Origin of the sequence: Pseudomonas azerbaijanoccidentalis, from assembly GCF_019145495.1 — a bacterium.
Lineage (GTDB): Bacteria > Pseudomonadota > Gammaproteobacteria > Pseudomonadales > Pseudomonadaceae > Aquipseudomonas > Aquipseudomonas azerbaijanoccidentalis.
Map to the genome: position 1 here is coordinate 215,850 of NZ_JAHSTU010000005.1, position 24,778 is coordinate 240,627.

At 60.4% G+C, this 24,778-nt stretch carries 19 protein-coding genes and 1 tRNA gene; 14 read left to right on the forward strand and 6 right to left on the reverse strand.

All coding sequences use genetic code 11. The annotated features are described in order from the left end of the window. Positions 1-138: 138 nt before the first annotated feature. Positions 139-642 carry a GNAT family N-acetyltransferase gene (locus tag KVG88_RS18585; protein ID WP_217872313.1) on the reverse strand — a complete coding sequence of 168 codons (504 nt, stop codon included), beginning with the start codon at positions 640-642 and terminating at the stop codon, positions 139-141. Between the two features lie 57 nt (positions 643-699). Beyond that, a complete protein-coding gene (locus KVG88_RS18590) occupies positions 700-861 on the reverse strand; it encodes a DUF2986 domain-containing protein (RefSeq protein WP_150700870.1) in 162 nt (53 codons plus the stop codon). Positions 862-1,088: 227 nt separating this feature from the next. On the opposite strand from KVG88_RS18590, the gene KVG88_RS18595 reads away from it, so the two are divergent. Continuing rightward, on the forward strand, positions 1,089-4,922 hold the full coding sequence (locus KVG88_RS18595) for an autotransporter outer membrane beta-barrel domain-containing protein (protein WP_217872314.1): 3,834 nt from the start codon (positions 1,089-1,091) through the stop codon (positions 4,920-4,922). Between the two features lie 54 nt (positions 4,923-4,976). Here the strand turns inward: KVG88_RS18595 and KVG88_RS18600 are convergent, their stop codons facing one another. Next, on the reverse strand, positions 4,977-5,903 hold the full coding sequence (locus KVG88_RS18600; protein ID WP_217872315.1) for a Gfo/Idh/MocA family protein: 927 nt from the start codon (positions 5,901-5,903) through the stop codon (positions 4,977-4,979). 299 nt (positions 5,904-6,202) lie between these two features. Here KVG88_RS18600 and KVG88_RS18605 point away from each other — a divergent pair, with 299 nt between their 5' ends. Next, the gene (locus tag KVG88_RS18605) at positions 6,203-7,270 is read left to right on the forward strand and encodes an alpha/beta fold hydrolase (protein ID WP_217872316.1); all 1,068 of its coding nucleotides are present in this window, start codon (positions 6,203-6,205) and stop codon (positions 7,268-7,270) included. Positions 7,271-7,312: 42 nt separating this feature from the next. Here the strand turns inward: KVG88_RS18605 and KVG88_RS18610 are convergent, their stop codons facing one another. Continuing rightward, on the reverse strand, positions 7,313-7,708 hold the full coding sequence (locus tag KVG88_RS18610; protein WP_217872317.1) for a GFA family protein: 396 nt from the start codon (positions 7,706-7,708) through the stop codon (positions 7,313-7,315). A gap of 163 nt (positions 7,709-7,871) precedes the next feature. Between KVG88_RS18610 and KVG88_RS18615 the strand changes: the two genes are divergently transcribed. Beyond that, positions 7,872-8,813 carry an AraC family transcriptional regulator gene (locus KVG88_RS18615; RefSeq protein WP_224792331.1) on the forward strand — a complete coding sequence of 314 codons (942 nt, stop codon included), beginning with the start codon at positions 7,872-7,874 and terminating at the stop codon, positions 8,811-8,813. 70 nt (positions 8,814-8,883) lie between these two features. Here the strand turns inward: KVG88_RS18615 and KVG88_RS18620 are convergent, their stop codons facing one another. Together KVG88_RS18620 and KVG88_RS18625 are read right to left on the reverse strand one after the other, a co-directional pair. Continuing rightward, positions 8,884-10,803 carry a tyrosine-protein phosphatase gene (locus KVG88_RS18620; protein WP_217872318.1) on the reverse strand — a complete coding sequence of 640 codons (1,920 nt, stop codon included), beginning with the start codon at positions 10,801-10,803 and terminating at the stop codon, positions 8,884-8,886. A 261-nt stretch (positions 10,804-11,064) separates the two neighbouring features. Then, positions 11,065-11,139 (reverse strand) — tRNA-Gln (locus KVG88_RS18625). 359 nt (positions 11,140-11,498) lie between these two features. Here KVG88_RS18625 and KVG88_RS18630 point away from each other — a divergent pair. The 11 genes from KVG88_RS18630 (at position 11,499) to KVG88_RS18680 (ending at position 24,767) form a co-directional block, all read left to right on the forward strand. Then, positions 11,499-12,905: an aldehyde dehydrogenase family protein gene (locus KVG88_RS18630; RefSeq protein WP_217872319.1), complete on the forward strand. Its 1,407-nt coding sequence runs from the start codon at positions 11,499-11,501 to the stop codon at positions 12,903-12,905. Positions 12,906-13,283: 378 nt separating this feature from the next. Beyond that, complete coding sequence (locus KVG88_RS18635; protein WP_150700979.1) at positions 13,284-14,102, forward strand: alpha/beta fold hydrolase; 819 nt, start codon at positions 13,284-13,286, stop codon at positions 14,100-14,102. 37 nt (positions 14,103-14,139) lie between these two features. Continuing rightward, entirely contained in the window at positions 14,140-15,264 is a 1,125-nt protein-coding gene (locus KVG88_RS18640; protein WP_225934061.1) for a sensor histidine kinase, read from the forward strand. Positions 15,265-15,491: 227 nt separating this feature from the next. After that, positions 15,492-16,463, forward strand: a complete 972-nt coding sequence (locus KVG88_RS18645) for an MBL fold metallo-hydrolase (protein WP_217872320.1) — start codon at positions 15,492-15,494, stop codon at positions 16,461-16,463. A gap of 132 nt (positions 16,464-16,595) precedes the next feature. Next, the gene (locus KVG88_RS18650) at positions 16,596-16,895 is read left to right on the forward strand and encodes a hypothetical protein (RefSeq protein WP_217872321.1); all 300 of its coding nucleotides are present in this window, start codon (positions 16,596-16,598) and stop codon (positions 16,893-16,895) included. A 161-nt stretch (positions 16,896-17,056) separates the two neighbouring features. Further along, positions 17,057-18,796, forward strand: coding sequence for a dipeptidase (locus tag KVG88_RS18655; RefSeq protein ID WP_217872322.1), 1,740 nt, complete (start codon positions 17,057-17,059; stop codon positions 18,794-18,796). Positions 18,797-19,721: 925 nt separating this feature from the next. Next, the gene (locus tag KVG88_RS18660; RefSeq protein ID WP_217872323.1) at positions 19,722-21,218 is read left to right on the forward strand and encodes a DUF3300 domain-containing protein; all 1,497 of its coding nucleotides are present in this window, start codon (positions 19,722-19,724) and stop codon (positions 21,216-21,218) included. Positions 21,219-21,244: 26 nt separating this feature from the next. Continuing rightward, positions 21,245-22,132 (forward strand): DUF2950 domain-containing protein, encoded by an 888-nt coding sequence (locus KVG88_RS18665; RefSeq protein WP_150700981.1) that lies wholly within the window; start codon positions 21,245-21,247, stop codon positions 22,130-22,132. Between the two features lie 148 nt (positions 22,133-22,280). Beyond that, the gene (gene tspO, locus KVG88_RS18670) at positions 22,281-22,724 is read left to right on the forward strand and encodes a tryptophan-rich sensory protein TspO (RefSeq protein WP_150700882.1); all 444 of its coding nucleotides are present in this window, start codon (positions 22,281-22,283) and stop codon (positions 22,722-22,724) included. A 130-nt stretch (positions 22,725-22,854) separates the two neighbouring features. Then, positions 22,855-24,153 carry a sialidase family protein gene (locus KVG88_RS18675; protein WP_217872498.1) on the forward strand — a complete coding sequence of 433 codons (1,299 nt, stop codon included), beginning with the start codon at positions 22,855-22,857 and terminating at the stop codon, positions 24,151-24,153. Further along, the gene (locus tag KVG88_RS18680) at positions 24,150-24,767 is read left to right on the forward strand and encodes a hypothetical protein (RefSeq protein ID WP_150700883.1); all 618 of its coding nucleotides are present in this window, start codon (positions 24,150-24,152) and stop codon (positions 24,765-24,767) included. The genes KVG88_RS18675 and KVG88_RS18680 overlap by 4 nt, the downstream gene beginning before the upstream one ends. The last annotated feature ends 11 nt before the right edge of the window (positions 24,768-24,778 follow it).

The following is a 24,778-nucleotide window of genomic DNA, read 5'->3' on the forward strand; positions in this document are numbered from 1 at the left end:
GAAGGCGATTCTGGCGAGCTATGCCGCACAATTCAAATTTATGCGACCGGAATCACTCGCGGTCCCAAAGCGCCACCAGCCCACCGAATGTGCCCACGTAGGCTGTGCCGTCCGGCGCCAGGGTGAACACAAGGGCGGTCAGAGAAGTGTAAGGACGTACCTGCACTCCGCTTCGGCTTCGCAGTGGCCAGAGGGTTGTTCAGGCAGGAATCCGCACCGGTCCAGGACTTTCTTCGAGCCCACGTTCTGCGTAAACACATAGGCCACCAGTTGCGTGAGGTCCCAGCGCGCTTGCGCCACCTGGATCAGATGCTTCAGCGCCTGGGTGGCCAGCCCCTGCCCGCAAACACGCTGATCAATCCGATAACCCACTTGCGCGGTTTTCTGCGACAAGTCGATGTCTTTCAGATTTGCCCGCCCCACTATTTCACCCTTGTCGTCTTCAATGACAAACGGATGCCAGGCGCCGACAGCAAAATCGGATAAGTAGCTTTGAATATGCTCGGCGACACCCTGCACTGAATAAAAAGAAGGCTCGCGCGCATCGATATGAGACTCGAACCAGGCGCGGTTATCGATCTCGAATGCCAGCAACAGTTCTACGTCGGTATTTTTCAGTTCGCGAACGCTAAAGGTCTTCATGGCTCACACTTCCTGTGTTTCAGCGGCGCAATAGTCGGTCTGCGGAAATCGAGCGGCTCAGCTCTCTGCGGGCGCAGATGGTTCTTGAGCGGCTTCAGCCGCCAGCTTCAAGCGGTCAGCTTTACTGATGTAGGTGTTCTTGTTTTTCGGTGCCAGTTTGGCACTGGCCTTTTTCGCCTTGGCCTTGAACAACTGCTGTAATTTCTTTTGACGATTCATGTTTTTCTACTCAGTGATACTGGGGCAACTTGATCGCCACTTTAACAAACGCGACTGATGACGGGGAAATTCAAACCGCTCACTGCACTTGTACTTCGGCGTTTCTTCTCTTCTTGGAAAATCAACTATGGTTTATGGCGAGGCGCGAAGCGACTGGTCGAGTCGGGCTGTTTTGTAAAAACCAAGCTGCATCCCTATGGATGTGGATGCAGCGACAGGGAGGTCAAATGCAAGCGGGTTACGTACTGGCACCTACGGTCAACTGTTTACACCGTCGTTGCGCTCTGTTTGTCGCCATCGCCAGTGCTGTGACGATGATGGATGCACAGGCCGCTTGCGGGCCACTGGCCGCGGGTAGCTACAACGTATCGCAGACCTGCACACCCGCGGCGGGGCTGGAAGCTTCCATCACCACCCAACCTGGCACCACCATCGATACCACCGCCGGCTCATCGATACTGGTTCGCGCCTCGAACAACAACGCGGCAGTGACGCTCAGCGGCACCACGATCAACAGCAACCCGGCCACTGCGGCCAACGCCGTGTTCTCGAACGTGATCGGGGCCGCAGGCACCGCCAGCCTGACCGTCGATGGCGGCATCAATTCGGTCAACTTGATTGGCTCGGGCCTTGACGCACTCGCCATCACCAACGCCAGCAGTGGTTCATCGGCATTCACGGTCACTGCAGGCACGACGCTGAACATTTCCAATGTGGTGGTCGGTGACGAGCACGATGGCATTGATGTCAGCGCTACGGGCGGCGGTGCGATCAGCATTAACCATAACGGCAGCGGTTCGATCTCAACGTCTGGCGGCAATGGCATCTGGGCCAAAGGGACAGGCAGCAGCAATATCAATGTCAACGTCGGCAATGGTGTAAGTATTCTCGTCGATAACACCAACGCACTGTCCGGCGGCACGCCCATCATCGACGATACATTGCCCACCGCAGGCGTAGGCAACCACGCCGGGGTCCATACGCGCGCCACCAGTGGCAACACCACCGTCGACAACGCAGCTGCCATCACTGGTCGCGGCATGAACGCCTTTGGTATTTTCACCGAAGGCGGAACCGGCACCACCCAATTGCACAACAGTGGTTCGATCAACACCAATGGGTTGAATGGCTTCGGCATACGCGCGTTCTCGACCTCCGGCAGCATCAATGTGGTCAACGACGGCACCATCACCACGACCGGGGGCGGTGGCCACGGCATCTACGCCAATGACAACGTGGGTTCGACCGGATCGATCAGCATCGAAAACAATGCCACGCTCAACGTCGGCAGCCTGAGCGACATCGTGGGCTCGCGGGCCATTTACGTGATCAAGCGCGGCATCGGCGATACCACTATCACGGGTAACGGCAACATCAATGTGCTCGGCGGGCTCACCACCACGCGCGCCTACGGCATCCTCATCAGCGCGGAAAGTGGAACCTCGACGGTGAATTACGGCGGAGATATCTCTGTCAGCGGCGCGGCTGCCGGCGGCATTCGCGTTGATTCCACGGCAGGCAATGTGCGTGTCGATTACACCGGCAACCGCATCGAGACCTTCAATGGCAACGCCAACGGCATCTTCGCGTCAACGCAGTCGACCACCGGCACGGTGGACGTCAACGCCCGCGGGACCATCACCACCCACTCCAACACCGGCGGGGGCGATGGCACAGGCATCGGCTCGTTCGGGATACAGGTCTTGAGCCAGGGCGGGAACATCAACGTGGCTTACGGTGGGCCGCGCATCGACGTCAACGGTTCCGGCGCGGCGATCGTGGCCGGCAACGCCTTCGGCTCGGGAACAGGATTGGGCAGCGTCAACATCAGCAACACCGGCGAACTCATCGCGCGGGGCAATCTACAGCAAGGCATCAGGACGTTTTCCACCACGGGACAGCAGACCGTCACCAACACCGGCGCTATTCAGACCTCGGGCGCCAGCGATAGCCAAGGGATTCGTGCCGAGGCTTCAGGCGCCGCCAGCATCGCAGTCAACAACACGGGCGCGATCACCGCCAAAGGTACCGGTTCATCAGGCATCGACGCTCAAACCCTGGGTGGCTCGGTGACTGTCAGCAACAGCGCAGCGGTTCAGGGCGGATGGGCTGACAGCAGCGGTGTCACCCTCGCCGGTGCGACACAAACGCTGAACAACACCGGCTCGATAGTTGCCCTCAGTGATTCCGCCGTTCGCGCCGATACCAATGGCCCGGGCAGTACCTTCACACTCAACAACGCCGGGCAGATGACCGGCTCGGTCACAGCCGATGGATCGGTCAGCACCGTCACCAACCAGGGCACCTGGACGCTGCGCAATTTCGCCGACAGCACCGGCAGCGGCACACGTGACACATGGGGCATTGCCGTCAGCAATCTGGGAACGGCGGTCGGCAACAGCATCGACAACACCGGTCTGATTCGTCTGGCCAATCAGCCCGCCACCGGCATCAGCAACTTCACCGCCAGCGGAGCTTATTTGCCGTTGGGTCAAACGGCCAACCAACCCACGCTCGGCGGTGCGGTGCAGGGGCAAATACTCGGTGTCAGCAGTTTTACCCACAGCGGCACGCTCGACCTGGCTGCCGGCAGTCGCACGGTCGGTAACGTCCTGGTCATCAGCGGTGCGACCACTGCCGGTGCCGATGGTGGCGGCGTTTTCGTCTCCAATGGCGGCAGCCTGCTGCTCAATACCACGTTGAATGAAGGGGCCGCGAACAGCCTCTCGGACATGTTGGTGGTGGACTCCACGTCGAGCGGCAGCGGCGGTCCGACTGCTATTGCCGTGACCAATGTCGGGGGGTTGGGTGAACTGACGCAAGGCAACGGCATCGCCGTCGTCGAGCTGACCAACAAGGCGGCAACTGCCAGCAATGCCAATGCCTTCCAACTGGCGCGCCGAGTGGTGGCCGGCCCCTACGAATACCGTCTGCAACAGGGCGCCGAGGACGGCACCGGTAAAGACACCTGGTATTTGCGCTCCGATGAGCGGCCTCCGGATGGTCCTCCCGGACCCGAACCTGGACCCGCCCCTGGACCCGCCCCTGCGCCTGTTCCGAATTATCGCCCCGAAGTGTCCCTGTACGGCGCCCTCCCGGCACTGGCGCTGGTGTATGGCCGCACGATGGTCGATACCTTGCACGAACGGGTTGGTGAAGAACGCCTCAACCCGGGCGAGCCGCTTCCGACTCAAGACCAGACAACCAATGGACCCTCGATGGGCTGGGGCCGGGTGATCTATCGCAGCGGCAAGCAGGACGGTGATCGTAAAAACGCGCTGGGTGATACGCCGCAATACAACTATGACCTGACGGCGTTTCAGGTCGGCACCGACCTCTATCGCAAGGTTCGCACCGACGGCAGCCATGAACAGGCAGGCGTGTCGCTGTCGGCCGGCACTATCGATGCGGGCGTCAGCCATTACACCGGAAGTGCCGCCGGGGAAGACACCTTGCGCGCCTACGGCATTGGCGCCTACTGGACCCATTTCGGTCCTTCCGGCTGGTACCTGGATGGCGTGCTGCAACTCAACCACTTCGACATCGAAGCCAAGCCCAACGGTCTGTCCAAACTGGAAACCAAAGGCTGGGGCTACACCGCGTCGCTGGAGAACGGCTACCCGTACGAGGTCGATAAAAACTGGTACGTCGAACCGCAGTTGCAAGCCATCTACAGCTACGTTGACCTGGACAGCAGCGATGACGTCGGCGCCAATGTCCGGTTCAAGGACGTGGAGTCATTGGTGGGTCGACTGGGCGTGCGAGTCGCCAGGGACTGGGACACCGAAGGCACTGACAAGACGGCACGGCGCACCAATGGCTGGATTCGTCCAAGCATCTGGCATGAATTCAAAGGTCAGCCGAAAACCGAGTTTTCCTCTCAGTCCGGGTACGTTCCGTTTGAGTCGGACATCCAGGGCACCTGGGGCGAAGTCAATCTGGGCGTTGATTACCAGGCCAACCAGCGCACAACATTTACAGTGTCGGCGGGCTATCGGCAGGGCTTTGACGGCGATAGCCATGGCTACGACGCCATGGTCGGGTTCAAGATCGCCTTTTAGCCGTGCACGCCAGCCATCGGGCTAACGTGCTTCGGCTTTTTTCCAAGACAGTGGTCAGTCGTAGAACGGCTCAACCGACGCTCGACTGCCGACAAAAAAACTGTCGGCAACCAGTCGCAGTGGCTGGAGGTCGAGGTCACTGGCCTTGTCGGCGATCAGCTGTTGGAAATGCCGATACACCGCCGCGTACTCGCCCTCCTCCGAGACGGTTTGCCGCACGCCGTCAATGTTCAACAGTGCGCCACCGTTGTCCAGTCGCAGGGTGCCTTCGGCGCAGACAATCTCAATGCTCCAGAGCTCGTCGTGACCGTGATCGAAATCGAACTCGGCGCGGACATCGAGCCGCTGTGCGTCAGACATTTTGATGGACGCCGCGATAGGCGACTGGCAGTTACTCGGGACGCGCAACTCGGCAGACTCGACGAACAGCGGCAACGCCAGCAAGTGGGTGACGATCGACAAGGCGTTGATACCGGGATCGAAAACCCCGAGGCCACCGGGTTGCCAGATCCATGCCTGGCCGGGGTGCCACTTGCGCACGTCTTCCTTCCAGTCGATCTGCACGCTTTGCAGGGTACGGCTGGCCAGCCAGTCACGGGCGGCTTCGATGCCGGGTGCGTAGCGTGAATGCCAGGCGAACAAGCCGCTGACGCCTTGCTCGGCAACCTGATCCACCAACGCCAGCGCTTCACCCAGCGTGGCGCAGGGTGGTTTTTCGACCAGCACGTGCTTACCCGCGGCCAACGCTTGCTGCACCAGGGCAAATCGCCCTTGTGGCGGCGTACAAAACGCAATCGCATCGACCTGCGGGCCGTTTTCAAGCAGCTCGCCAAGGGACTGGAAATTCTCTACACCGGCGCAGGGCAGGCCTTTTGTGGCGACAGACACCAACTGGAACGCGGGGTTGGCGTTGATCGCGGGAACGTGTTGGTCCTGAGCAATCTTGCCGTAGCCCACCAGACCGAGACGGATCGGTTGCATCAATGACTCCTGATGTTGTTCGTTTTATTTTGGTCAGCGAAGGGGCGAGATTACGTTTGAATCGCCAGGAAGTCATTGATGACGTGCATTGCTTGAAATCGGCCTATTCTCAAAGCCCCACGACGACGCAATCGAGCCGCTCTGTATCACTGTGTATCTGAATCCCGCTCCGATACACAGGCTTTCACCTGGCCGCCGATTCGACACAGGCCAGATACGTCAGCGCATTCAAATGCAACCAAGGTTTGAAGGGGCTCAGCCAGACCCCCTGGCCAATGGCTTGCAACGGAGACATCACCATGAAGATGGCACTGCAGAACAACACCCACGGCAAAAAAAGCCGTCGACTGGTGCGTTCGTCGATCCTCGCCTTCACCCTGCTCGGCGCTATTGGCGTAGCCCATGGGCAGACGACCGCTGCCGGGCAACCCGCTGCGGACAGTGCCGGCACCTCTTACTCGGCGCCCTCTCCGTTCGGCCCTCTCAAGCATGTCAACGCCGGGCTGCTGAGCGTGGCGTATGCCGAAACGGGTCCGGCCGATGGTCCGGTGGTGATTCTTCTGCACGGCTGGCCCTACGACATTCACAGCTATGACGACGTCGCGCCGCTGCTGGCCGCCAAGGGCTATCGCGTGTTGATGCCGTATGCACGTGGTTACGGCGACACGCACTTCCTTTCTGAAAAAACCCTGCGCAATGGCCAGCCCGCGGCCCTGGCCAGCGATGTCATCGACTTCATGGATGCCCTGCACATCAAGCAAGCCGTGCTCGGTGGCTACGATTGGGGCGCACGCTCGGCGGATATCGTCTCGGCGCTGTGGCCGGAACGGGTCAAGGCGCTGGTGTCGGTCAGCGGCTACCTGATCGGCAATCAGGCGGCGGGCAAGAATCCATTGCCCCCCCAGGCTGAACTGCAATGGTGGTATCAGTTCTACTTCGCCACCGACCGTGGCCGCGCCGGTTACGAGAAAAACACCCATGACTTCGCCAAGCTGATCTGGCAACTGGCTTCGCCGAAATGGGCGTTCGACGACGCGACCTTCGACCGCAGTGCCAAGGCCCTGGAGAACCCTGACCACGTCGACATTACCGTCTTCAACTACCGCTGGCGCCTGGGCCTGGTGCAAGGGGAAAGCCGCTACGAGGCGCTGGAGCAGAAACTGGCCACGGCGCCCTCCATCAGCGTCCCGACCATCACCCTTGAAGGCGACGCCAATGGCGCCCCGCACCCCAAGCCTGAGGACTACGCCAAACGCTTTACCGGCAAATACGAGTTCCGCCTGATCAACGGCGGCATTGGCCACAACCTGCCGCAGGAAGATCCAAAGGCCTTCGCCAAGGCGGTGATCGACGCGGATCACCTTTAACATCGAAATGGCGCGCGCAGAGATCTTGGCCTCTGCGCGGGTTCACTCGTCCTCAGTACGCCCGGTGCCGTCACGATCACGCTCGTAGCGCCGCGCGAGCGCAAACGCCGGCAACCACGACTCGCGACGAAGGGTCCAGAGCTCATAGGTGGGTTTGAATTGGTCGGGCGCATCGAGCGAACCCAGGCTCACTTCGATCTCATCGCCGGACCGACCGAAAACCGACGAGCCGCAACGCGGGCAAAAATGCCGACCGGCGTAGTCGCGCGTTTCACCCTCGACAGTCACCGCGTCCTCAGGAAAAATCGCCGCCGCGAGAAACAACGCGCCGTGGTGCTTGCGGCAGTCCAGGCAATGACAAATTCCCACCCGATAAGGGCTTCCTGCCGCCACAAACCTCACGTTGCCGCATAGGCAACCGCCGGTAAATCGTTCCATGCTGAGCCTCCTCTGACTTGCCTTGCCTTTGTCACAAACCTGTCATTCACGCCTGATAAGGTCCCGGCGCGTCCCCGCCTCCGGGGCGACGCCCTTCTTCAAGGTGACATTCCAGGTGTATTCAAGTTCGACTCGCAAACAGATCATCCTCCGATCCAGTGATATGGGCTGCGACGACTTTGGCGCGTTGTTCTCGAAAATGTTCGGCAATCTCTATTCCGATTCCCCGCCGCCACCGAAAAACATCATCATCGGTGGTGTCTACGGTCGGCACGACGGCGTCAGTTTCCGCCGCATGCACTACCGCGGCGACTTCTCGGTGGCCTTTCCCGCGCCCCTCGACGAGATCACTTTCGTCATCCCTACCGCCGGCAAGATCATCTTCAACCACGCCACCGAATCGGTCGGCATTGCCCACGTCGGCCTCGCCATCGATAAGGCCGACGTGCGCTCTGTACGCTTCGTCGACAACCATGCCCAGCACGGGGTTTCGATCAATCGCGGATTGTTGACCGAACGTCTGTCGACGTTGCTGGGCAAGCCGATCCTGAAGAAAGTGGTGTTCGAACCCGTGGTGGACTTGCAGGCTTCGGCCTTCCAGAGCATCAGGGCCTTGGTGGAACTGGCCACGGGTGCCGAGTTCGACCTGCTGATGAACACCGGTTCACTGATGCCTTCGCGCCTGAGGGAAATGTTGATTGATGCCGTGCTGGAAGCCTGGCCGCATAATTTCACGCAAGCGCTTCAGCGCCCGGCGCCACTGATTGCGCCGCGCCATGTGAAGCTTGCGGTGGAATACATTCAGGAGCATCCCGACAGCCTGGTCAGCGGTACAGAACTGGCGAGCATGACGAACGTCAGCCTGCGCGCGTTGCAGGACGGGTTTCGACATTTCGTCGGCACCTCGATCGTTGCCTACCAGCGCCAAGTGCGCCTTGAGCGCGCCTACGATGTGCTCGCCCAAGGCATCTCGCCTTCCGTGACCGATGTGGCGTTGCAGTACGGATTCAGCAATGTCGGCAGGTTTTGCCAGTACTTCCAGTCAGCTTACGGCGTCAGCCCCGCTGAGGTCCGAAAGGGTTTGCGAAGCCAACACGCGGGTTGATACCCGAACCGCCAACCCAACACACATCCCCTGTGGGAGCGAGCAGGCTCGCTCCCACATTTTTATGAGGTCAGAACTGGTAACTGGCCTTGAGCCCGCCGCTGAAACCGTGGCTGTCGCCCCCGCCACTGGCACCGACCTCGGCCCCCACGCTAAGCGCCCCGAGGTTGGCCATCAGGTTGACGCCGCCGGTGAACTGGTCGCGATTGTCGAAGGCCGCGCGCTGCTCGATATCCAGACCCAGCAGATGGCCTTCACTGTCAACCTGGTGATCGCCAAGCACATGCTCGTAACCGACCTGGACGCCCGGCACCAACTGCCAGGCCCCGACGTCCACCGCAGCAAACGAAGCGTTCAAATTAGCCACAGCACTGCGACGGGTTTCCTGAATCCCATCGACATCGAGCGCCAGGTCGCTGCCTTTTTCCTGGAAGCCCGACAGGTCCAGATGACTGATGCGCACGCCCAGGCTCGGTTCCAGAATCATGCCATTGACCGGCAAGCGATAGCCCAGCGCAAGCGTTGCGCCGGTGAGGTTGCCATGGCTGTCGCCCTTGGCCGTGCCCAGACCGCCACCGAGTTCGCGTTTGCTGTCGTAATCCAGCCAGCCGGCGCTGGCGTCCGCATCCACAAACAGGCCACGCTCCAGACCGTTCGGCGCGTAACGGGCACCCGCGCTGAAGAACGTCAGGTCGGTATCCGCCTCACCACCGGCGCCGCCGACACTGCCGCGGCTGTAGCCAAATCCGGCGTGAGCGCTGAGTTGATCGGAGAAACGCTGGGTCAGGCCTACCATCAAGCCCTGACTGTGTTCGTTGCTGCTTTGGGCATGGGATGAGCCGTCGGTGCCCAGATAACCTGCCAGGCCCGTGCTCCACAAACGGTATTGACCGACCTTGAGGTCGGTGCCGCTGGTGAACGGCGCGGCAGCTTGTTCGATCATCGCGCCCTGACGCAGCAAATAGCTGGCGGCGTCGGCGTGCACTTGGCCGCCCACGGTGGACTGCACGCCCCCGAGGTCGCCGGCATCAATGGCCGATTGCAGGTAATAGTTGTAAGCCGTGTAGCTGCCCGACAGGTTGCTGTTTTGCAATTGCTGCAGCAGCTGCGCGCCGGCGGCGGCGTTGCCCAGCAGACCTTGCTGGCCGGGCAGACTGTTGAAATACACCATCTTGCCGCGAAGTACGTAAATGGTTTCCTGGGACAAACCCAGGCCTTGCTTGAGGTAGTTGTCCATGCTGCCGTATTGCGCGGTCACTTCATCCAGGCCCGCTTGCAGGTAACTGGCCTCCACGCCGAGCAGCGGCGCATAAATGGCCGCCATGCTCGGTGGCAACGCCGCCAGGGTGGCCGCCACTCGAGCGGCGGTGTAGTCGTTGGTCGCCAGGTAATTGCTCATGATCGTCGAGCTGTCGACCCCGGCGATGCTCAGCAAGACGGCGGCGGTCCAGCCCGTGCGGTCCTTGCCGGCGGTGCAATGGAACAGCGCGGCGCCGTCCACCCCGGCCAGCTCATTGAACAGTCGGCTGAACTGGCTGCGCATTCCGGCGTCACTGACGAACGCACGGTTGGTTTCCTGCATCATCGAAATCGCTTCAGCGGCGCTGTGAAATGAAATATTGGTGATGTTCGAGCCGGACGTGGTGGCGCCAATGATGTCGATGTTGCTGTAGGTGGCGCCCGCGATCAGCGTGTCGGGGGTGGCGGCAATTTCGCTGGGCGTGCGCAGGTCGTAGATCGCTTTGATGCCCAGACCGTTGAGAGTCGCCAGGTCTGAAGCCGAGGGCGTCAGCGCATTGGAGCGATAGAACACGCCGGCGCGCATAGTGCCGTCGTTGGCCGTGGAATAAGCGCTGGTGGTGCCGGCGATATCGCGAAAGTTGTCGATGCCCTTAAGGCGCGGCGTATCGAGCGGGACGGTTTCGGCAGCCTGGGCGGCCGCGATGGAAAGGCTCAAAACCGACAGCGAACACAGTAGACGTTGAAACACGATGCTGCCTCATTCAATGCGTTGGGCTGGCCACTATCTGTGCCGAAGTGATACTGAATATGACAAATTGGCGAGCACCGGAAATCGCTGCGCGAATAGTCCGCCTGGTGCGTGTTCTGTCCTTTTACGACGCACGAACGCGCACTCCCAGCACTGACTGCCCATCACACGGAGAACGATTTGAAACCGTTTTAAAGACAATCATCCAAGACTCGCGTGCTACCTGCCGAGTGATTGAAAATCTGGATGATGAGTAGAAAATGGCAGGGGCGGCTGGATTCGAACCAACGCATGGCAGGATCAAAACCTGCTGCCTTACCGCTTGGCGACGCCCCTGTAGCTGTTGCTGTGAGTGCCTGGCACTCGTTTCTGACTTTGCAGCGTGCAAGCCCTGGGAGGGCCCCTGCGAAAGTGCGCGAAATTTAACAACTTTCGTGGCTTCTGGGAAGCCCTGCGTAAACATTTTTTGATTTAAAACAGCCAGTTATCGTCAACGGCGCGACGCCAGCCCGCTTGCAACCAGCCTGCGCACGGCATTCAACATTTTTATGCTCCCTGAGCATTCTCTAAAACAGAACAAAAGCTTCTTAATTATTCAGTTTTGCAAAAGACCACTGAAGATTACTTTGGCGTCAGGTTTGAAAGGCACACCGGCCCGCACCGGCTGCCACATTCGTTTACTTGAGGTAGGTCCCATGTCCGAACAATCCCTGGCTGTGCACTCCCCTTTTGATGGCGCTATCGTCGGCCACGTGGCCGTTTCTACCGCGGCCGATATCGAGCGGGCACTGAGCGTGGCCCATGGCATTTTCCGCGACCGCAGCCAGTGGTTGTCCAAGCCTCGGCGGATTGAAATCCTGCAGCGTGCCGCCCAATTGATCGAGTCACGCAAAGTGGCGATTGCCACCCAGGCGGCCAGCGAAGGCGGCAAGCCGTTGAAGGACTCGATCACCGAAGTCGAGCGTGGCATCGACGGCATCCTCAATTGCATTGAAGTGCTGCGCACCGAAGGCGGCCATGTGATCCCGATGGGGCTGAACGCTACGTCGGCCAACCGCGTGGCTTTTACCCAATACGAACCGATCGGTGTGGTCGCGGCTGTCTCGGCCTTCAACCACCCGTTCAACTTGATCGTCCATCAAGTGGTGCCGGCGATTGCCGTCAGTGCGCCCGTGGTCGTCAAGCCGGCGGCCAACACCCCGCTGAGCTGCCAGACTTTGCTCGATATTCTCGCCGAGGCCGGCCTGCCCAAAGGCTGGGCGCAAATGGTGCTGCCGACCGACAACGCCATCACCGGCAAACTGGTGTCGGACCCACGGGTAGGATTTTTCAGCTTCATCGGCTCGGCGGCGGTGGGCTGGATGTTGCGCTCGACCCTGGCCCCGGGCACCCGCTGCGCGCTGGAGCACGGTGGCGTGGCACCGGTGATTCTCGCGGCGGATGCCGACCTTGACGACGCCCTGCCGCGTATTGCCCGTGGCGGTTTCTGGCACGCCGGCCAGGCTTGCGTGAGCGTGCAACGGATTTTCTGCCATCGCAGCATCGCCGAGCAGGTCGCCGAGCGACTGGGCCAATCGGCCGACGCGATGTTGGTGGGTGACCCGACCGAGATGGCGACCGACGTCGGCCCGCTGATCGCCGAACGTGAAGTCAATCGTGTAGGCCAATGGGTGAACGACGCCGTTGCCGGTGGCGCCCGCTTGATCGCCGGTGGCCGCGCACTCGGCAACAACTGTTATGCGCCGACCGTGCTGCTCAATCCGGCCCTGGACTCGAACGTGATGCAAAAAGAAGTCTTCGGCCCCGTGGTAGCGGTGTACGCCTACGACGATCTGGCAGAAGCCATCCAGCTGGCCAACGCCCTGCCCTATGCCTTTCAGGCGGCGGTTTTCACTCGCGACCTGGACACTGCCATGCAGTGCTATCAGGACCTGGATGCCACGGCGGTAATGGTCAACGAAAACACTTTGTTCCGCGTCGACTGGATGCCGTTCGCCGGCGCACGCCTGTCCGGCCATGGCGTGGGCGGTATTCCTCACACCATGAAAGAGATGCAGGTCGAAAAAATGATGGTCTGGCGTTCGCGAGCGGTGCGCGGCTGAACGGCGTGCCGTTCAACTTCCACCAGTCCTTCACGCAGACCGATTGATCGGACTGCCGGCCTGGGTCGCCGGCAGATCTACATACCAAAGCGTTAGTTTCAAACACCCATGTCTGGTGGTCAGTGCCCTGCTTTGCCCATAAATTTTCCACATCCGGGGAAACATCCTCGGGCCGTGCCGGCGCTCCCTCTAGAACTCACATGAGTAATGAACATGACTGACGAGACAAGCGGAACCACACGCCGTGGTTTGATCACCACCGGAGCCATGGCTGCAGCCCTGGCGGTGACATTGCCTGCGCTGGCGGCGCAGCAGACATCGGCATCGACAACCGCCGCTGCGGGCGGCAAAAGCGACGGCAGTGCCAGTGGTTCGGGGATGATCACCGTCAAGGACGGCACGCAGATTTTCTACAAGGATTGGGGCAGCGGTCAGCCGATCGTATTCCACCACGGCTGGCCACTGTCCAGTGACGACTGGGATGCGCAAATGCTGTTCTTCCTCAGCAAGGGTTTTCGCGTCATCGCCCACGATCGCCGTGGTCATGGCCGCTCCTCCCAGACCGCTGTCGGCAACGAAATGGACACCTACGCCGCCGACGTCGCTGAACTGATGGCGCACTTGAATATCAGGAATGCCGTGCACATCGGTCACTCCACCGGTGGCGGTGAAGTGGCCCGTTATGTGGCGCGACATGGCCGTGGTCGCGTGGCCAAAGCGGTATTGATCGGTGCAGTGCCGCCGATCATGCTGCGTACCGCGAAAAATCCGGGCGGTATTCCAATGGACGTCTTCGACGGCTTGCGCAAAGCCGTGGCGGAGAATCGCACTCAGTTTTATCGCGAGTTTCCGAGCGGGCCGTTCTACGGTTTCAATCGCCCCGGCGCGAAAGTCTCCGAAGCGATCATCGACAACTGGTGGCGCCAGGGCATGACCGGCGGGATCAAGGCGCAGTACGACTGCATCAAAGCCTTCTCGGAAACCGACTTCACCGATGACCTGAAAAACATCGAGGTGCCGACCCTGGTACTGCACGGTGAAGACGACCAGATCGTACCGATCGCCGACTCGGCGCAGCTGTCGATCAAACTGCTGCGACACGGCACATTGAAAACCTACCCGGGCCTGCCCCACGGCATGTGCACGACCAATGGCGACGTGATCAACGCTGACCTCCTGGCGTTCATCAAGGCTTGATGCCCTTGGGCGGCGGCAGCACCGCAAGAGGCGGATCATGCTGAACGTCATGTCCGCCTCCCCACGCGCCACGGCAAAGTGCCTGGCGCTATGGGCAACCACGTTCGCGATATTTCTCGTCGACACCCTCACGGAACTGCATATCGCGGTGGCGGTGCTGTACGTCCTGGTCATCATGATGGCCATGGACAGCTGCTCGATTGGCGGGCTGCGCCGGGTGGCACTGACCTGCGCGGTGCTGACGGCTGCCGGGTTCTTTGTTTCCCATCACGAGCATCCGTTCAGCGCCGCACTGGCGCGCTGCCTCGTCAGCCTGACAGCTATCGGTATTGCCACCTGGCTGGCGTTGAAAAATCGGCGCACCTGCGATGAACTGCATAAGCAATTCAGTTTGTTGGCACATACCCATGATGTAGAAGCGCAGCTGCATCGCGCGCAAATCGAACTCGCCCACATCAGCCGCAATACCACGATGGGCGAACTGTCTGCGTCCATTGCCCACGAAGTGAATCAGCCTTTGGCAGCCATCACCTCCAGCGCCGAAGCCGCTCAACGCTGGCTTGACCGACCGGTTCCCGACCTCAAGGAAGCCGGCGCTGCCATCGCCAGGGCAGCCAGTAACGCGCGTCGTGCGGCCGAAGTGATAAAGCGCATTCGCGACCTGACCCGCAAAAGCGATTCGCACTACGAAGAACTGGATCTGCAATCCGTTGTTGCGGACTCACTCGCCCTGCTTGAACGGGAAATCCAGAGTCATCAGGTACGATTGTTATGCACGTTCGCGCGCCACTCCCCCAAGGTGTCAGGCGATCGCATCCAGCTCCAGCAGGTGGTGATTAACCTGATCATCAACAGCCTGCACGCCATGAGCGGCCACCGAGACTCGACGGCTGAGTTGCATGTACGCGTTCATTGGCAGAAGGACCGTGCAGTGGTGGAAGTGCACGATAACGGCCCGGGGATTGACCAACAGCACCTTGCGCTGCTGTTCGATGCGTTTTTCACCACCAAGGAAGACGGTATGGGGATCGGGTTATCCATTTGCCGCTCGATCATCGAGTTGCATGGCGGATCCATCCGGGCAGACAGTCAGCCCAATCAGGGCGCGACGTTCTCGTTCTCTCTCCCGCTTTCGACAGCGAATGGCCAACCCTCGAAATAGCGTCACGACCGGCCCTGCATGACGCTGCCCACCGGCCGTTCCGACGCGCCACGCCGCCACCTTTTGGTTGGAAACGATCACGCTAAAGCCTGAGGGTTCTATACCTGCGTATGGTATCGAACCCGGTACTTCGGGATGCACACTCTTTCTCCAGGCGATCGGTCGCTCTCGCAGCGAAACAGCCGCTTTCGCCAACGACTTTTGACCCAGGCAAACGGAGAATGAGCATGACAACGCATCTGGACTACCCCACCCAACAGGCTGGAGCACATCAGAAAGGCAACGGTCAGCAGCAGGCAACTACACTCGCCGGTGGAACGGGATTCGAGGAGTTGGTTCCTTCGCGCTATGCCGTGCGGGTCGGCGAGATTGATGTGCTGGTGATCAGCGACGGCGTGCTGCCTCTGCCAACCTCGACGATGTCCACCAACGCCGACCCGGCCGCCCGTGCGGCCTGGTTCAAGGATATGTTCCTGGGGCCGGACGCGTTCGATTGGGCCCTGAACGTCCTGGTGATACGCAGCGGCGAGCAAATCATTCTCGTCGACGCCGGGCTGGGCGGGCAATTTCCCGGCTTCCCAAGGGCCGGACAGTTTCCAAAGCGCCTGCAGGCTGCGGGTATCGATCTAGGTTCCGTGACCGACGTGGTGATCACCCACATGCACATGGACCATGTCGGCGGGCTGCTGGTCGACGAGGTGAAAAACAAGTTGCGGGCGGACGTGCGCATCCACGTTTCAGCGACCGAGGTCGCGTTCTGGGAGTCGCCCGATTTCGCCCACACCGTCATGCCAGAGCCGGTGCCGGACGTCCTGCGGGCAACCGCCAAACAGTTCATCAACGACTACCGCAGCAACGTGCGGACTTTCGAAGACGAGTATGAAGTGGCACCGGGCGTGGTCGCCAAAGTCACCGGTGGCCACACCCCTGGACACTGTGTGGTCTACGTGAACTCCGGCGGCGAACGCTTGACCTTTGCAGGTGACGCCCTGTTCCCGGTGGCCTTCGAACACCCCGACTGGCACAACGGCTTTGAACACGACCCCGAGGAGTCAGTGCGCGTTCGGGTCCGGCTGATGCAAGAAGCGGCAGCCAGCGGAGAGCTGTTTGTCGCCACGCACCTGCCGTTCCCTTCCGTTGGCCGCGTGGCCATCGATGGCAACGCGTTTCGCTGGGTCGCGGCGTTCTGGGATTTCTGACCGTTTGTAGCTGAGTCCGGCCTCTGCAACGCTCGTGCGTGGGGTGTGGAGGCCGGACGCAAACCCTGAACCCGTCTAAGCTAATCAGTACAGATTCAACACGCCTGCTGCCTCCTCTACCGGGGAAACGCGATGACGAGTAAACACACGCACTTCCGCTCGTCATGGCTGCTCCCTGCCCTGCTCGCTATCAGCCTGGTGTTGAACACCGGATGTTCAGGCAAATCGTCCACGACTCGCTATGCATCCTCAAACATCGGTTCAGCCTGCTATGCGAAAGCCCTTCCCACTGTCGGCGAAGGTGGCCTGGCCTGGGGCGACACCCTGACCATGGCGCGGCAGAAATCCCTGAGCAATTGCGCACGCTATGCCGGCCGCTCTGGCGGCACGCCAAGTACCTGCCAAGTGGTGCTGGCGGAATGCAAGCATTGAAAAAACGGATTTTTCGTTTGTGCGTCGCTTTTGCATTTCTGTGCGACACATCCCACTTGCGGGGCTCCCGTTTCACACGCTCGTGGTGTTAGTTTGGAAATGTTTCTGATTAAACGATCAGATATTTCCCACAAACTGCCTGCAAAGGAATGCCCCCAGCAATGGACTTTTCACTCAAGCAACTGGCCGCGACCACCCTGATGCTCGCCAGCCTCTCGACCTTCACCACCGCTGCCCACGCCAACATCACACCGCAACAGAGCGCGATCATCCTCAAGACGTTCAATGACGCCTCGGTCAAGGACTTCAGGCAGTTCCTTGGCAGTCTGGCCAAGAGCGACATCGCCAAGACCGACAATCTCGGCCCGGCCATCAGCGCCTTCCTCGACAACAAAACCCTGACGCCCGAGCAACAGAACGAAATCCATCGCTTGCTGGGCCTGTATGCGCGGGTGAAATACGGCAGCGCCGCCACCGAAACCCTGAAAGAACTGGTGGCCATCCCGACCATGCGCGTTGACGGTGTGGAACAGCACGAGAACCCTGAATTCATCAAGATCGCCGAGAAGATCAAGGGCCTGGCCCAAGCCTTCAACTTGAACTTCCGCAATATCGACAACCGCGTCTATGAAATCTCCCTCGAGGGCAGCGGCGCTGAAGTCGTGGGCATTCACGCCCATGCCGACGTGGTGCCGGTCACCCCGGAAAACTGGGTCCTGCAGGATGGCACCCGCCTCGATCCGTTCAAGGTCACCCTGATTGGCGACCGCATGTATGGCCGCGGCACCGAAGATGACAAGAACGGCATCGTGGTGGCGATGTACGCCATGAAAATCATCAAGGAAGAGAAGCTGCCGCTGGCGAGAAACTTCAAACTGCTGGTCGACACCACCGAAGAAACCACCGGCGACGCGATCCCCTACTACTTCGAACGCAACCCGACGCCCAACTACAACCTGGCGCTGGACGGCGGCTATCCGGTAGTGATTGCCGAGAAAGGCTACGGCACGGTCATGGCCAGTTTCGCCAAGCGTGCGGCTGAAGGCAAAGGTGCGGAAATCACGTCGATGACCGGCGGCCTGGCCACCAACCAGATTCCATCGACCTCGGTCGCCAGCCTGGTGACAGACAAACCGGAGGAACTGGCAGCGGCCCTGCAAAAGGCTGGCGCTGATTACGCCAAGCGCAACGGCGGCAACTTCGACATCGCCGCCAAAGTCGTCGGCAAGGACGTCAAACTGACGGTCACGGGCGTGTCTGCCCACTCCTCCGAGCCCGAGTCCGGCGTCAACCCGGTGGCCAGGATGCTCGACTTCATCAATGGCCTCGATGGCAAGGTTGCGCTCAAGCACAACCAGATCACCGACGCCGCCCGCTATGCTGCCGACAACTGGGGCCTGGATTACCTGGGCGGCAAACTGGGGGTTGGTTTTTCCGATGAGTTCATGGGGCCGCTGACCACGTCCCTGACCTACGTTGGGGTGGATGACAAGGCGTTCAAACTGGCCGTGAACCTGCGCGTGCCGAAGGGCAAATCTCCGGAAGCGCTCAAATCGGAAATCGCCGGAAAACTGGACGCCTGGAGCAAGAAGAGCAAGATTGCGCCGACCTTCGACCTGTCGATCGCCGAACCGATGTACCGCAACCCTGAAGGCGAATGGGTCAAGGCTCTGCTCGCTGTAGCCAGTGAAAACCTCGGCATGGAACACAAGTTCGGCACGTCCGCTGGCGCCACGTCGGTGCATGAGCTGCCTAACGGTGTGCAATTCGGCCTGGCCATGCCGGACGTCAAATACACCGGTCACAACGACAACGAGTTCAAGACCACCGAGCAGTTCTTGCTCGACTTGCAGATCGTGACCGAAATGATGGGCCGCATCGGGCAACTGCCAAAACTCTGATCCACTTCGGACCCTCCGTTCTGGCGGGTTCACTTGGCGTAAAAAGATCGCAGCCTGCGGCAGCTCCTACGCCCACCTGTAGGAGCTGACGTTCTGGCGGGTGCATTTGGCGTAAAAGATCGCAGCCTTCGGCAGCTCCTACGACCACCTTCGGACCTGCCGTTCTGGCGGGTCCATTTGGCGTAAAAAGATCGCAGCCTTCGGCAGCTCCTACGACCACCTTCGGACCTGCCGTTCTGGCGGGTCCACTTGGCGTAAAAAGATCGCAGCCTTCGGCAGCTCCTACGACCACTTTCGGACCTGCCGTTTTGGCGGGTCCATTTGGCGTAAAAAGATCGCAGCCTTCGGCAGCTCCTACGACCACCTTCGGACTTGCCGTTCTGGCGGGTCCACTTGGCGTAAAAAGATCGCAGCCTTCGGCAGCTCCTACGACCACCTTCGGACCTGCCGTTCTGGCGGGTCCGCTTGGCGTAAAAAGATCGCAGCCTGCGGCAGCTCCTACGACCACCTTCGGACCTGCCGTTCTGGCGGGTGCATTTTGGCGTAAAAAGATCGCAGCCTTCGGCAGCTCCTACGACCACCTTCGGACCTGCCGTTCTGGCGGGTCCATTTGGCGTAAAAAGATCGCAGCCTTCGGCAGCTCCTACGACCACCTTCGGACTTGCCGTTCTGGCGGGTCCACTTGGCGTAAAAAGATCGCAGCCTGCGGCAGCTCCTACGAATGACGCACCACCTGTAGGAGCTGCCGCAGGCTGCGATCTTTTAAAGTAGCCGTCGGTTATTGCGTTAAATCATGGCAATTTCCGGTTCGCTGCTACGATTAAGAAGCGCCAACGAACTGAGGTGTGCGGCTCACAAAGCCGGCATTGGCCTCCCCGTACTTGATCCACTCATTTCATGCCTGCCCGACCCCAGGGAGGGAGCAATGCGTATTCCATTGTTTTACGCGATGTCGGCTGTACTGTTTTTGAGCGGAACACCCTGCCTGGCGGAATCGGCGGAGGCCCCGGCCACTGCGCCTACGTCTGCCCCAGTCCCGGCCCCGGCAAACCCTGCCGTGGCCGCGCCTGCCGCAGCGCCCACCAAAGATGCCGTGTTTACCCAAGAACAATTGGACCAGATGCTGGCGCCCATTGCGCTTTACCCGGACCCGTTGCTGGCGCAGGTGCTGATGGCGACGACCTACCCCGGAGAAGTCGCCGAGGCGGCCACCTGGTCTAAAGCTCACCCGGACGCCAAAGGTGATGATGCGGTCAAACAAGTCGCCACCCAGACTTGGGACCCGAGCGTGCAGGCGCTGGTCGCCTTCCCGCAGGTACTGGCCACGTTGGGCCAGGATCCGGTCTGGGTACAACGCCTGGGCGATGCCTTCCTGGCGCAGCCCGACGATGTGATGGACGGCGTGCAACGCTTGCGCCATCAAGCACAAGCGGCAGGCAACCTTCAGAGCAACCAATATCAAAACGTGACGGTCCAGGCGGCACCGGCGCCGGCCCCCGCCACTCAGCCAGCAGCCCCGGCACCTGCCACCAGCACCTCCACCATCATCATTCAGCCGGCCGACCCACAAGTCGTGTACGTGCCCACCTATAACCCGACGACCACCTACGGCACCTGGGCCTACCCGGCGTCACCGCCCGTGTACTACCCGCCGCCGCCCGCCTATTACCCCGGCTCGGCACTGGTCGCTGGACTGGCGTTCGGCACCGGCGTGGCGATCATCGGTTCGTTGTGGGGCGATTGTGACTGGGACAACAACGACATCGACATTGATGTCGACCGCTACAACAACATCAATCGCAACAACCAGATCAACAATAACAAGTGGCAACACAACTCCGTTCACCGCGATGGTGTTCCCTACCGGGACAACCGCAGCCGCCAACAGTACGGTCGGCAATTGAACGGTGCCAATCAGCGTGACGCTTATCGAGGCGACAATGCCCAACGTGCCCAGGCCCGGGAAAACGCCCGTAGCTCGATGGATAAACACGGTATCGAACGCCCCGCCACCAGTAACCGCGAAGCCCGCGACCAGGCACGCCGGGCGCAATCGGGCAACACGGCCAGCAATCGGATGCAGTCCGGTACAGACAGACCGAGGACTGCTGACCGAGCACAGAACACCCCGCGAAATACTCGGGAAAACCAACAGCCCAGAAGAGAGGCCGGCCAGGTGAACCAGCGCTCGCAGGACCACTCGCAAGCGCGCCAGGCCGCGCAAAAACGCCCGGCCGCCAGCGCAGGCAGCGCCCGCAACAACGCATTTGCCGGCGCACGTTCACCGTCTCAGTCCAACGTACAAGCCGCCCGTGGCCGGGCCAGCCAGGCCTCCGCCATGCGCGGCAGTGCGGCCCGTTCTTCCGGCCATCAGATCAGTCGGCCATCCGCACCAGCACGTCAAAGAGGGGGCCGCCGTTGAAAAACCATCTTCGCGTAAAGGCACTCATGGGCCTGCTGCCTCAACTCATGGCGATCACGGCCGGCCTGGTCTGGTCGTGCATGGCGATGGCCCAGCAGGCATTTCCAACACCTGAAAAAGCCGCACAAGCCTTCGTCGAAGCGCTGGGCACCGAACACGCCGATCAGGCGCGCCTGACCCAGTTGCTGGGTGACGACTGGCGCACGTACATCCCGCGCGAAGGCGTGCAGCGCAGTGATGTCGACGCGTTCCTCAAGCAGTATCACGAGCAACACAGCATCGAAAAACCCGACGAGCGCAAAGCCATCCTGGCCGTGGGCAGTGACCACTGGACCCTGCCTATTCCCATGATCAAAGACGCCAAGGGTTGGCACTTCGACCTCAAGGCCGGCAGCGTGGAAATCCGCGCACGCCGTATCGGCCGCAATGAACTCGCCGCGGTGCAGTCGGTGCTGACCTACCACGACGCGCAGATGGACTATGCGGCGGTGGACCGCGACGGTGACGGCGCGCTGGAATATGCGCAGAAAATCCTCAGCACCCCCGGCCAGCACGACGGCCTGTACTGGGCAGACGACGACAGCGGCCAGATCAGCCCATTGGGGCCGTTGTTCGGCAAAACCATTGCCGGCGAAGACTGGCATGGCTACCACTTCCGCATCCTTGATGGCCAAGGCCCTTCGGCACCGGGTGGCGCCTACAGCTACCTGATTGGCGACAAGATGAGCCGCGGCTTTGCCCTCATCGCCTGGCCGGCGAAATACGATGACACCGGCGTGATGAGTTTCATGATCAGCCATGAAGGCCAGGTGTTCGAAAAAGACCTGGGGCCGGGTGGCGAGAAACTGGCGAAGGCAATGAAGCGTTTTGATCCGGATGACAGCTGGAAGGAAGTGACGGTGGATCACGACTAGGCAGGGACTCAGTGGCTTACTGCATAAAAGGACTGCTTCAAAGGATTACGTCCATATTCAAAACTTTTCGCGTCCCCTGGCGTCCCTTCTTTAATAAGGGCGGCAGGGTTTTGCCCCCAGAGAGCTGAATTTCCCTGAGGACGAGTGCATGTCATTTCTTGTATTTCTTCTGGCCTGCGGTGCTGCGGCAAGTACAGGCCTGATGTTCCAACCGGGCCAATGGTATGAATCTCTGGTCAAGCCCGGCTTTACCCCTCCCAAGTGGGTGTTTCCGGTTGCTTGGTCGATTATCTATTTGCTGCTCGCCTGGGCTGGCTACCGGTTGACCCTGATACCTGGAAGCCAGGAGGTGCTGGCTCTGTGGGCCGCACAGATCGCGCTCAATACGCTATGGACGCCGGTGTTCTTCGGCGCGCAGCGTCTTTTCGCTGCGATGGTCATCCTGACACTGCTGTGGCTGGTGGTAGCGGCCATGGTGGTGCTGGCATTGCGGCTTGACCTGATCACCGGGTTGATACTGTTTCCTTACCTTGTGTGGCTGTGTGTAGCGGCCGCGTTGAATTTTTCGATTCTGCGAAATAATCGTGGATAATCGAGGGGAGTGGCGCGCTAGAGCCTTTGACATATCTACTTACAAATGCGCCGCTCGCGAAAAGCCTGATTGCCTACTACAACTGATAGGTTAACGCGCTTTATCGGGCCATGAGATGCCTAGCCTTAATATGCGCATCAAACTACCCGGTATTCCCGCTCTCGGTGCCTATCTCGCACTGTCCTGCCTCTTTGTGACCGCATGGGTGCTCAACCCGGCCAACGTGCATTCTTCATTTGCCCTGATGAAACCGGCGATGGCCGTGGCCAATCAGGTCGCCAAGCCCATCTACACCAGCCGTTTCGCTTCGTCCGGGTTGGTGGATTTCGTGCACTCCTCGGCCGTTACCGCTTTGCCCGATGGCAGCCTGATGACTGCCTGGTTCGCCGGTTCACGCGAAGGCGCAGCCGATGTGGAAGTGCGTGCCGCGCGGTTTGACGTCAAAACCGGTGAATGGGGCGCAGAACAGGTACTGGCAACACGCAATTCGACCCAGCAAGGCACCCAACGCTACATCCGCAAACTGGGCAACCCGGTGATTGCCCTCGCGCCGGACAATCGCCTGTGGTTGTTCTACGTGTCCGTGTCCATGGGCGGCTGGGCCGGCAGCGCGGTCAACGTGATGGTGTCTGACGACTTCGGCGAACACTGGTCCGCTCCGCGTCAACTGATCACCTCGCCGTTTCTGAATATCAGCACCCTGGTGCGCTCGGCACCGGTGTTTCATGCCGACGGCTCCATTGGTTTACCGGTCTACCACGAGTTCCTGGGCAAGTTTGCCGAGTATCTTTACTTGAGCGCCGACGGCGATGTGATCGACAAATACCGCATCAGCCACGGCATGAACTCACTGCAGCCCACCGTCGTTCCGCTCGACGGGCAGCGCGGCATCGCCTTGTTGCGGTATGCCGGCAACACCCACCACCGTGTGCTGGCGACCCGCACCGAAGATGCCGGGCAAACCTGGAGCGAGCCGTATCCGCTCGACCCGTCGAACCCCAACTCCTCGCTGGCGGCCGTCGCGACGCCCGAGCACGGGTTGCTCGTCGCCCTCAACGACCTGCAAGAGGGGCGTTTCAAACTGAGCCTGTATGGCACCGACGCGAAAATGGACGATTGGCGTTCGCTGCGCGACCTGGACAAATCGCCTGATCCATTGGGGGCGCCGTTTTCACCCGAGGCCTACAAAGAAATCATCGGCAACGAGTTTCGCGGGTCCAGTGGTGCGCTGCGCCAACCGTTGGAGGCGCAGTTCCTGAGCAACCTCGACACCCGTGTCTGTAACTCCCTGGGGTGCGAGTTCGAATTCGAATACCCCTATTTCATCCGTAGCCCCGACGGTATGTATCACTTGGTTTATTCCTGGAACAACACCTTCATCAAACACGTCACGTTCAACGAAGCGTGGCTGTCCGAGCGTCTGAAATGATCAACCTTTGGCAAGCACACGTCAGCTTCGCGATGATCATCTTCCTGCTGCTGCCCTCTTTCGGTTTGAACCGCTACTGGCGCATCGCTGTGCTGGGCGCTTTGCTGGCGGCCAGTTTCATACCGCTGGATGGATTGTCTATGGCCGTGTATCTGCGCAGCCACATCGATGACCTTGCGATTACGACGATGGTGTTCATGGCCTGGGGTTGCTTGCGGCGATTGGGCTTTTTGGCGCCTGCGCAGCAGGACAAGACCGGCGTACTGATCCTGTTCGCGCTGTTGGGGTTGGTGCTGTACCCGGCAACGCTGGGGATGAGCGACCTGGACCCTTACCGTTTCGGCTACAGCCCGCGTCCGATGCTGGTTTTCTTTGCGCTGCTGACCCTCGGTCTGTTCTACCTGCGCAACACGCTGGCCGTGGTGATGCTGGCCTGTGCAACCCTGGCCTTCGTCGTCGGGATAAAACCTTCGCAAAACTACTGGGATTACCTGGTTGACCCGTTACTGGGTCTGTATTGCTGCGCAGCACTTGTGCTGCTGTTCGTGCGCTGGATGTATGACCGGCTGATCAATCGCCGAGACGACGCGCGAAACGCCTCCAGGCCTTCTTGAGATTCGACGAC

What these genes read in the sequence shown, in the direction of transcription:
- KVG88_RS18585 (WP_217872313.1), bottom strand. Translation starts at nt 642, where the DNA reads ATGAAGACCTTTAGCGTTCGCGAACTGAAAAATACCGACGTAGAACTG.
- KVG88_RS18590 (WP_150700870.1), bottom strand. Translation starts at nt 861, where the DNA reads ATGAATCGTCAAAAGAAATTACAGCAGTTGTTCAAGGCCAAGGCGAAA.
- KVG88_RS18595 (WP_217872314.1), top strand. Translation starts at nt 1,089, where the DNA reads ATGCAAGCGGGTTACGTACTGGCACCTACGGTCAACTGTTTACACCGT.
- KVG88_RS18600 (WP_217872315.1), bottom strand. Translation starts at nt 5,903, where the DNA reads ATGCAACCGATCCGTCTCGGTCTGGTGGGCTACGGCAAGATTGCTCAG.
- KVG88_RS18605 (WP_217872316.1), top strand. Translation starts at nt 6,203, where the DNA reads ATGAAGATGGCACTGCAGAACAACACCCACGGCAAAAAAAGCCGTCGA.
- KVG88_RS18610 (WP_217872317.1), bottom strand. Translation starts at nt 7,708, where the DNA reads ATGGAACGATTTACCGGCGGTTGCCTATGCGGCAACGTGAGGTTTGTG.
- KVG88_RS18615 (WP_224792331.1), top strand. Translation starts at nt 7,872, where the DNA reads ATGGGCTGCGACGACTTTGGCGCGTTGTTCTCGAAAATGTTCGGCAAT.
- KVG88_RS18630 (WP_217872319.1), top strand. Translation starts at nt 11,499, where the DNA reads ATGTCCGAACAATCCCTGGCTGTGCACTCCCCTTTTGATGGCGCTATC.
- KVG88_RS18635 (WP_150700979.1), top strand. Translation starts at nt 13,284, where the DNA reads ATGATCACCGTCAAGGACGGCACGCAGATTTTCTACAAGGATTGGGGC.
- KVG88_RS18640 (WP_225934061.1), top strand. Translation starts at nt 14,140, where the DNA reads ATGCTGAACGTCATGTCCGCCTCCCCACGCGCCACGGCAAAGTGCCTG.
- KVG88_RS18645 (WP_217872320.1), top strand. Translation starts at nt 15,492, where the DNA reads ATGACAACGCATCTGGACTACCCCACCCAACAGGCTGGAGCACATCAG.
- KVG88_RS18650 (WP_217872321.1), top strand. Translation starts at nt 16,596, where the DNA reads ATGACGAGTAAACACACGCACTTCCGCTCGTCATGGCTGCTCCCTGCC.
- KVG88_RS18655 (WP_217872322.1), top strand. Translation starts at nt 17,057, where the DNA reads ATGGACTTTTCACTCAAGCAACTGGCCGCGACCACCCTGATGCTCGCC.
- KVG88_RS18660 (WP_217872323.1), top strand. Translation starts at nt 19,722, where the DNA reads ATGCGTATTCCATTGTTTTACGCGATGTCGGCTGTACTGTTTTTGAGC.
- KVG88_RS18665 (WP_150700981.1), top strand. Translation starts at nt 21,245, where the DNA reads ATGGGCCTGCTGCCTCAACTCATGGCGATCACGGCCGGCCTGGTCTGG.
- tspO (WP_150700882.1), top strand. Translation starts at nt 22,281, where the DNA reads ATGTCATTTCTTGTATTTCTTCTGGCCTGCGGTGCTGCGGCAAGTACA.
- KVG88_RS18675 (WP_217872498.1), top strand. Translation starts at nt 22,855, where the DNA reads ATGCGCATCAAACTACCCGGTATTCCCGCTCTCGGTGCCTATCTCGCA.
- KVG88_RS18680 (WP_150700883.1), top strand. Translation starts at nt 24,150, where the DNA reads ATGATCAACCTTTGGCAAGCACACGTCAGCTTCGCGATGATCATCTTC.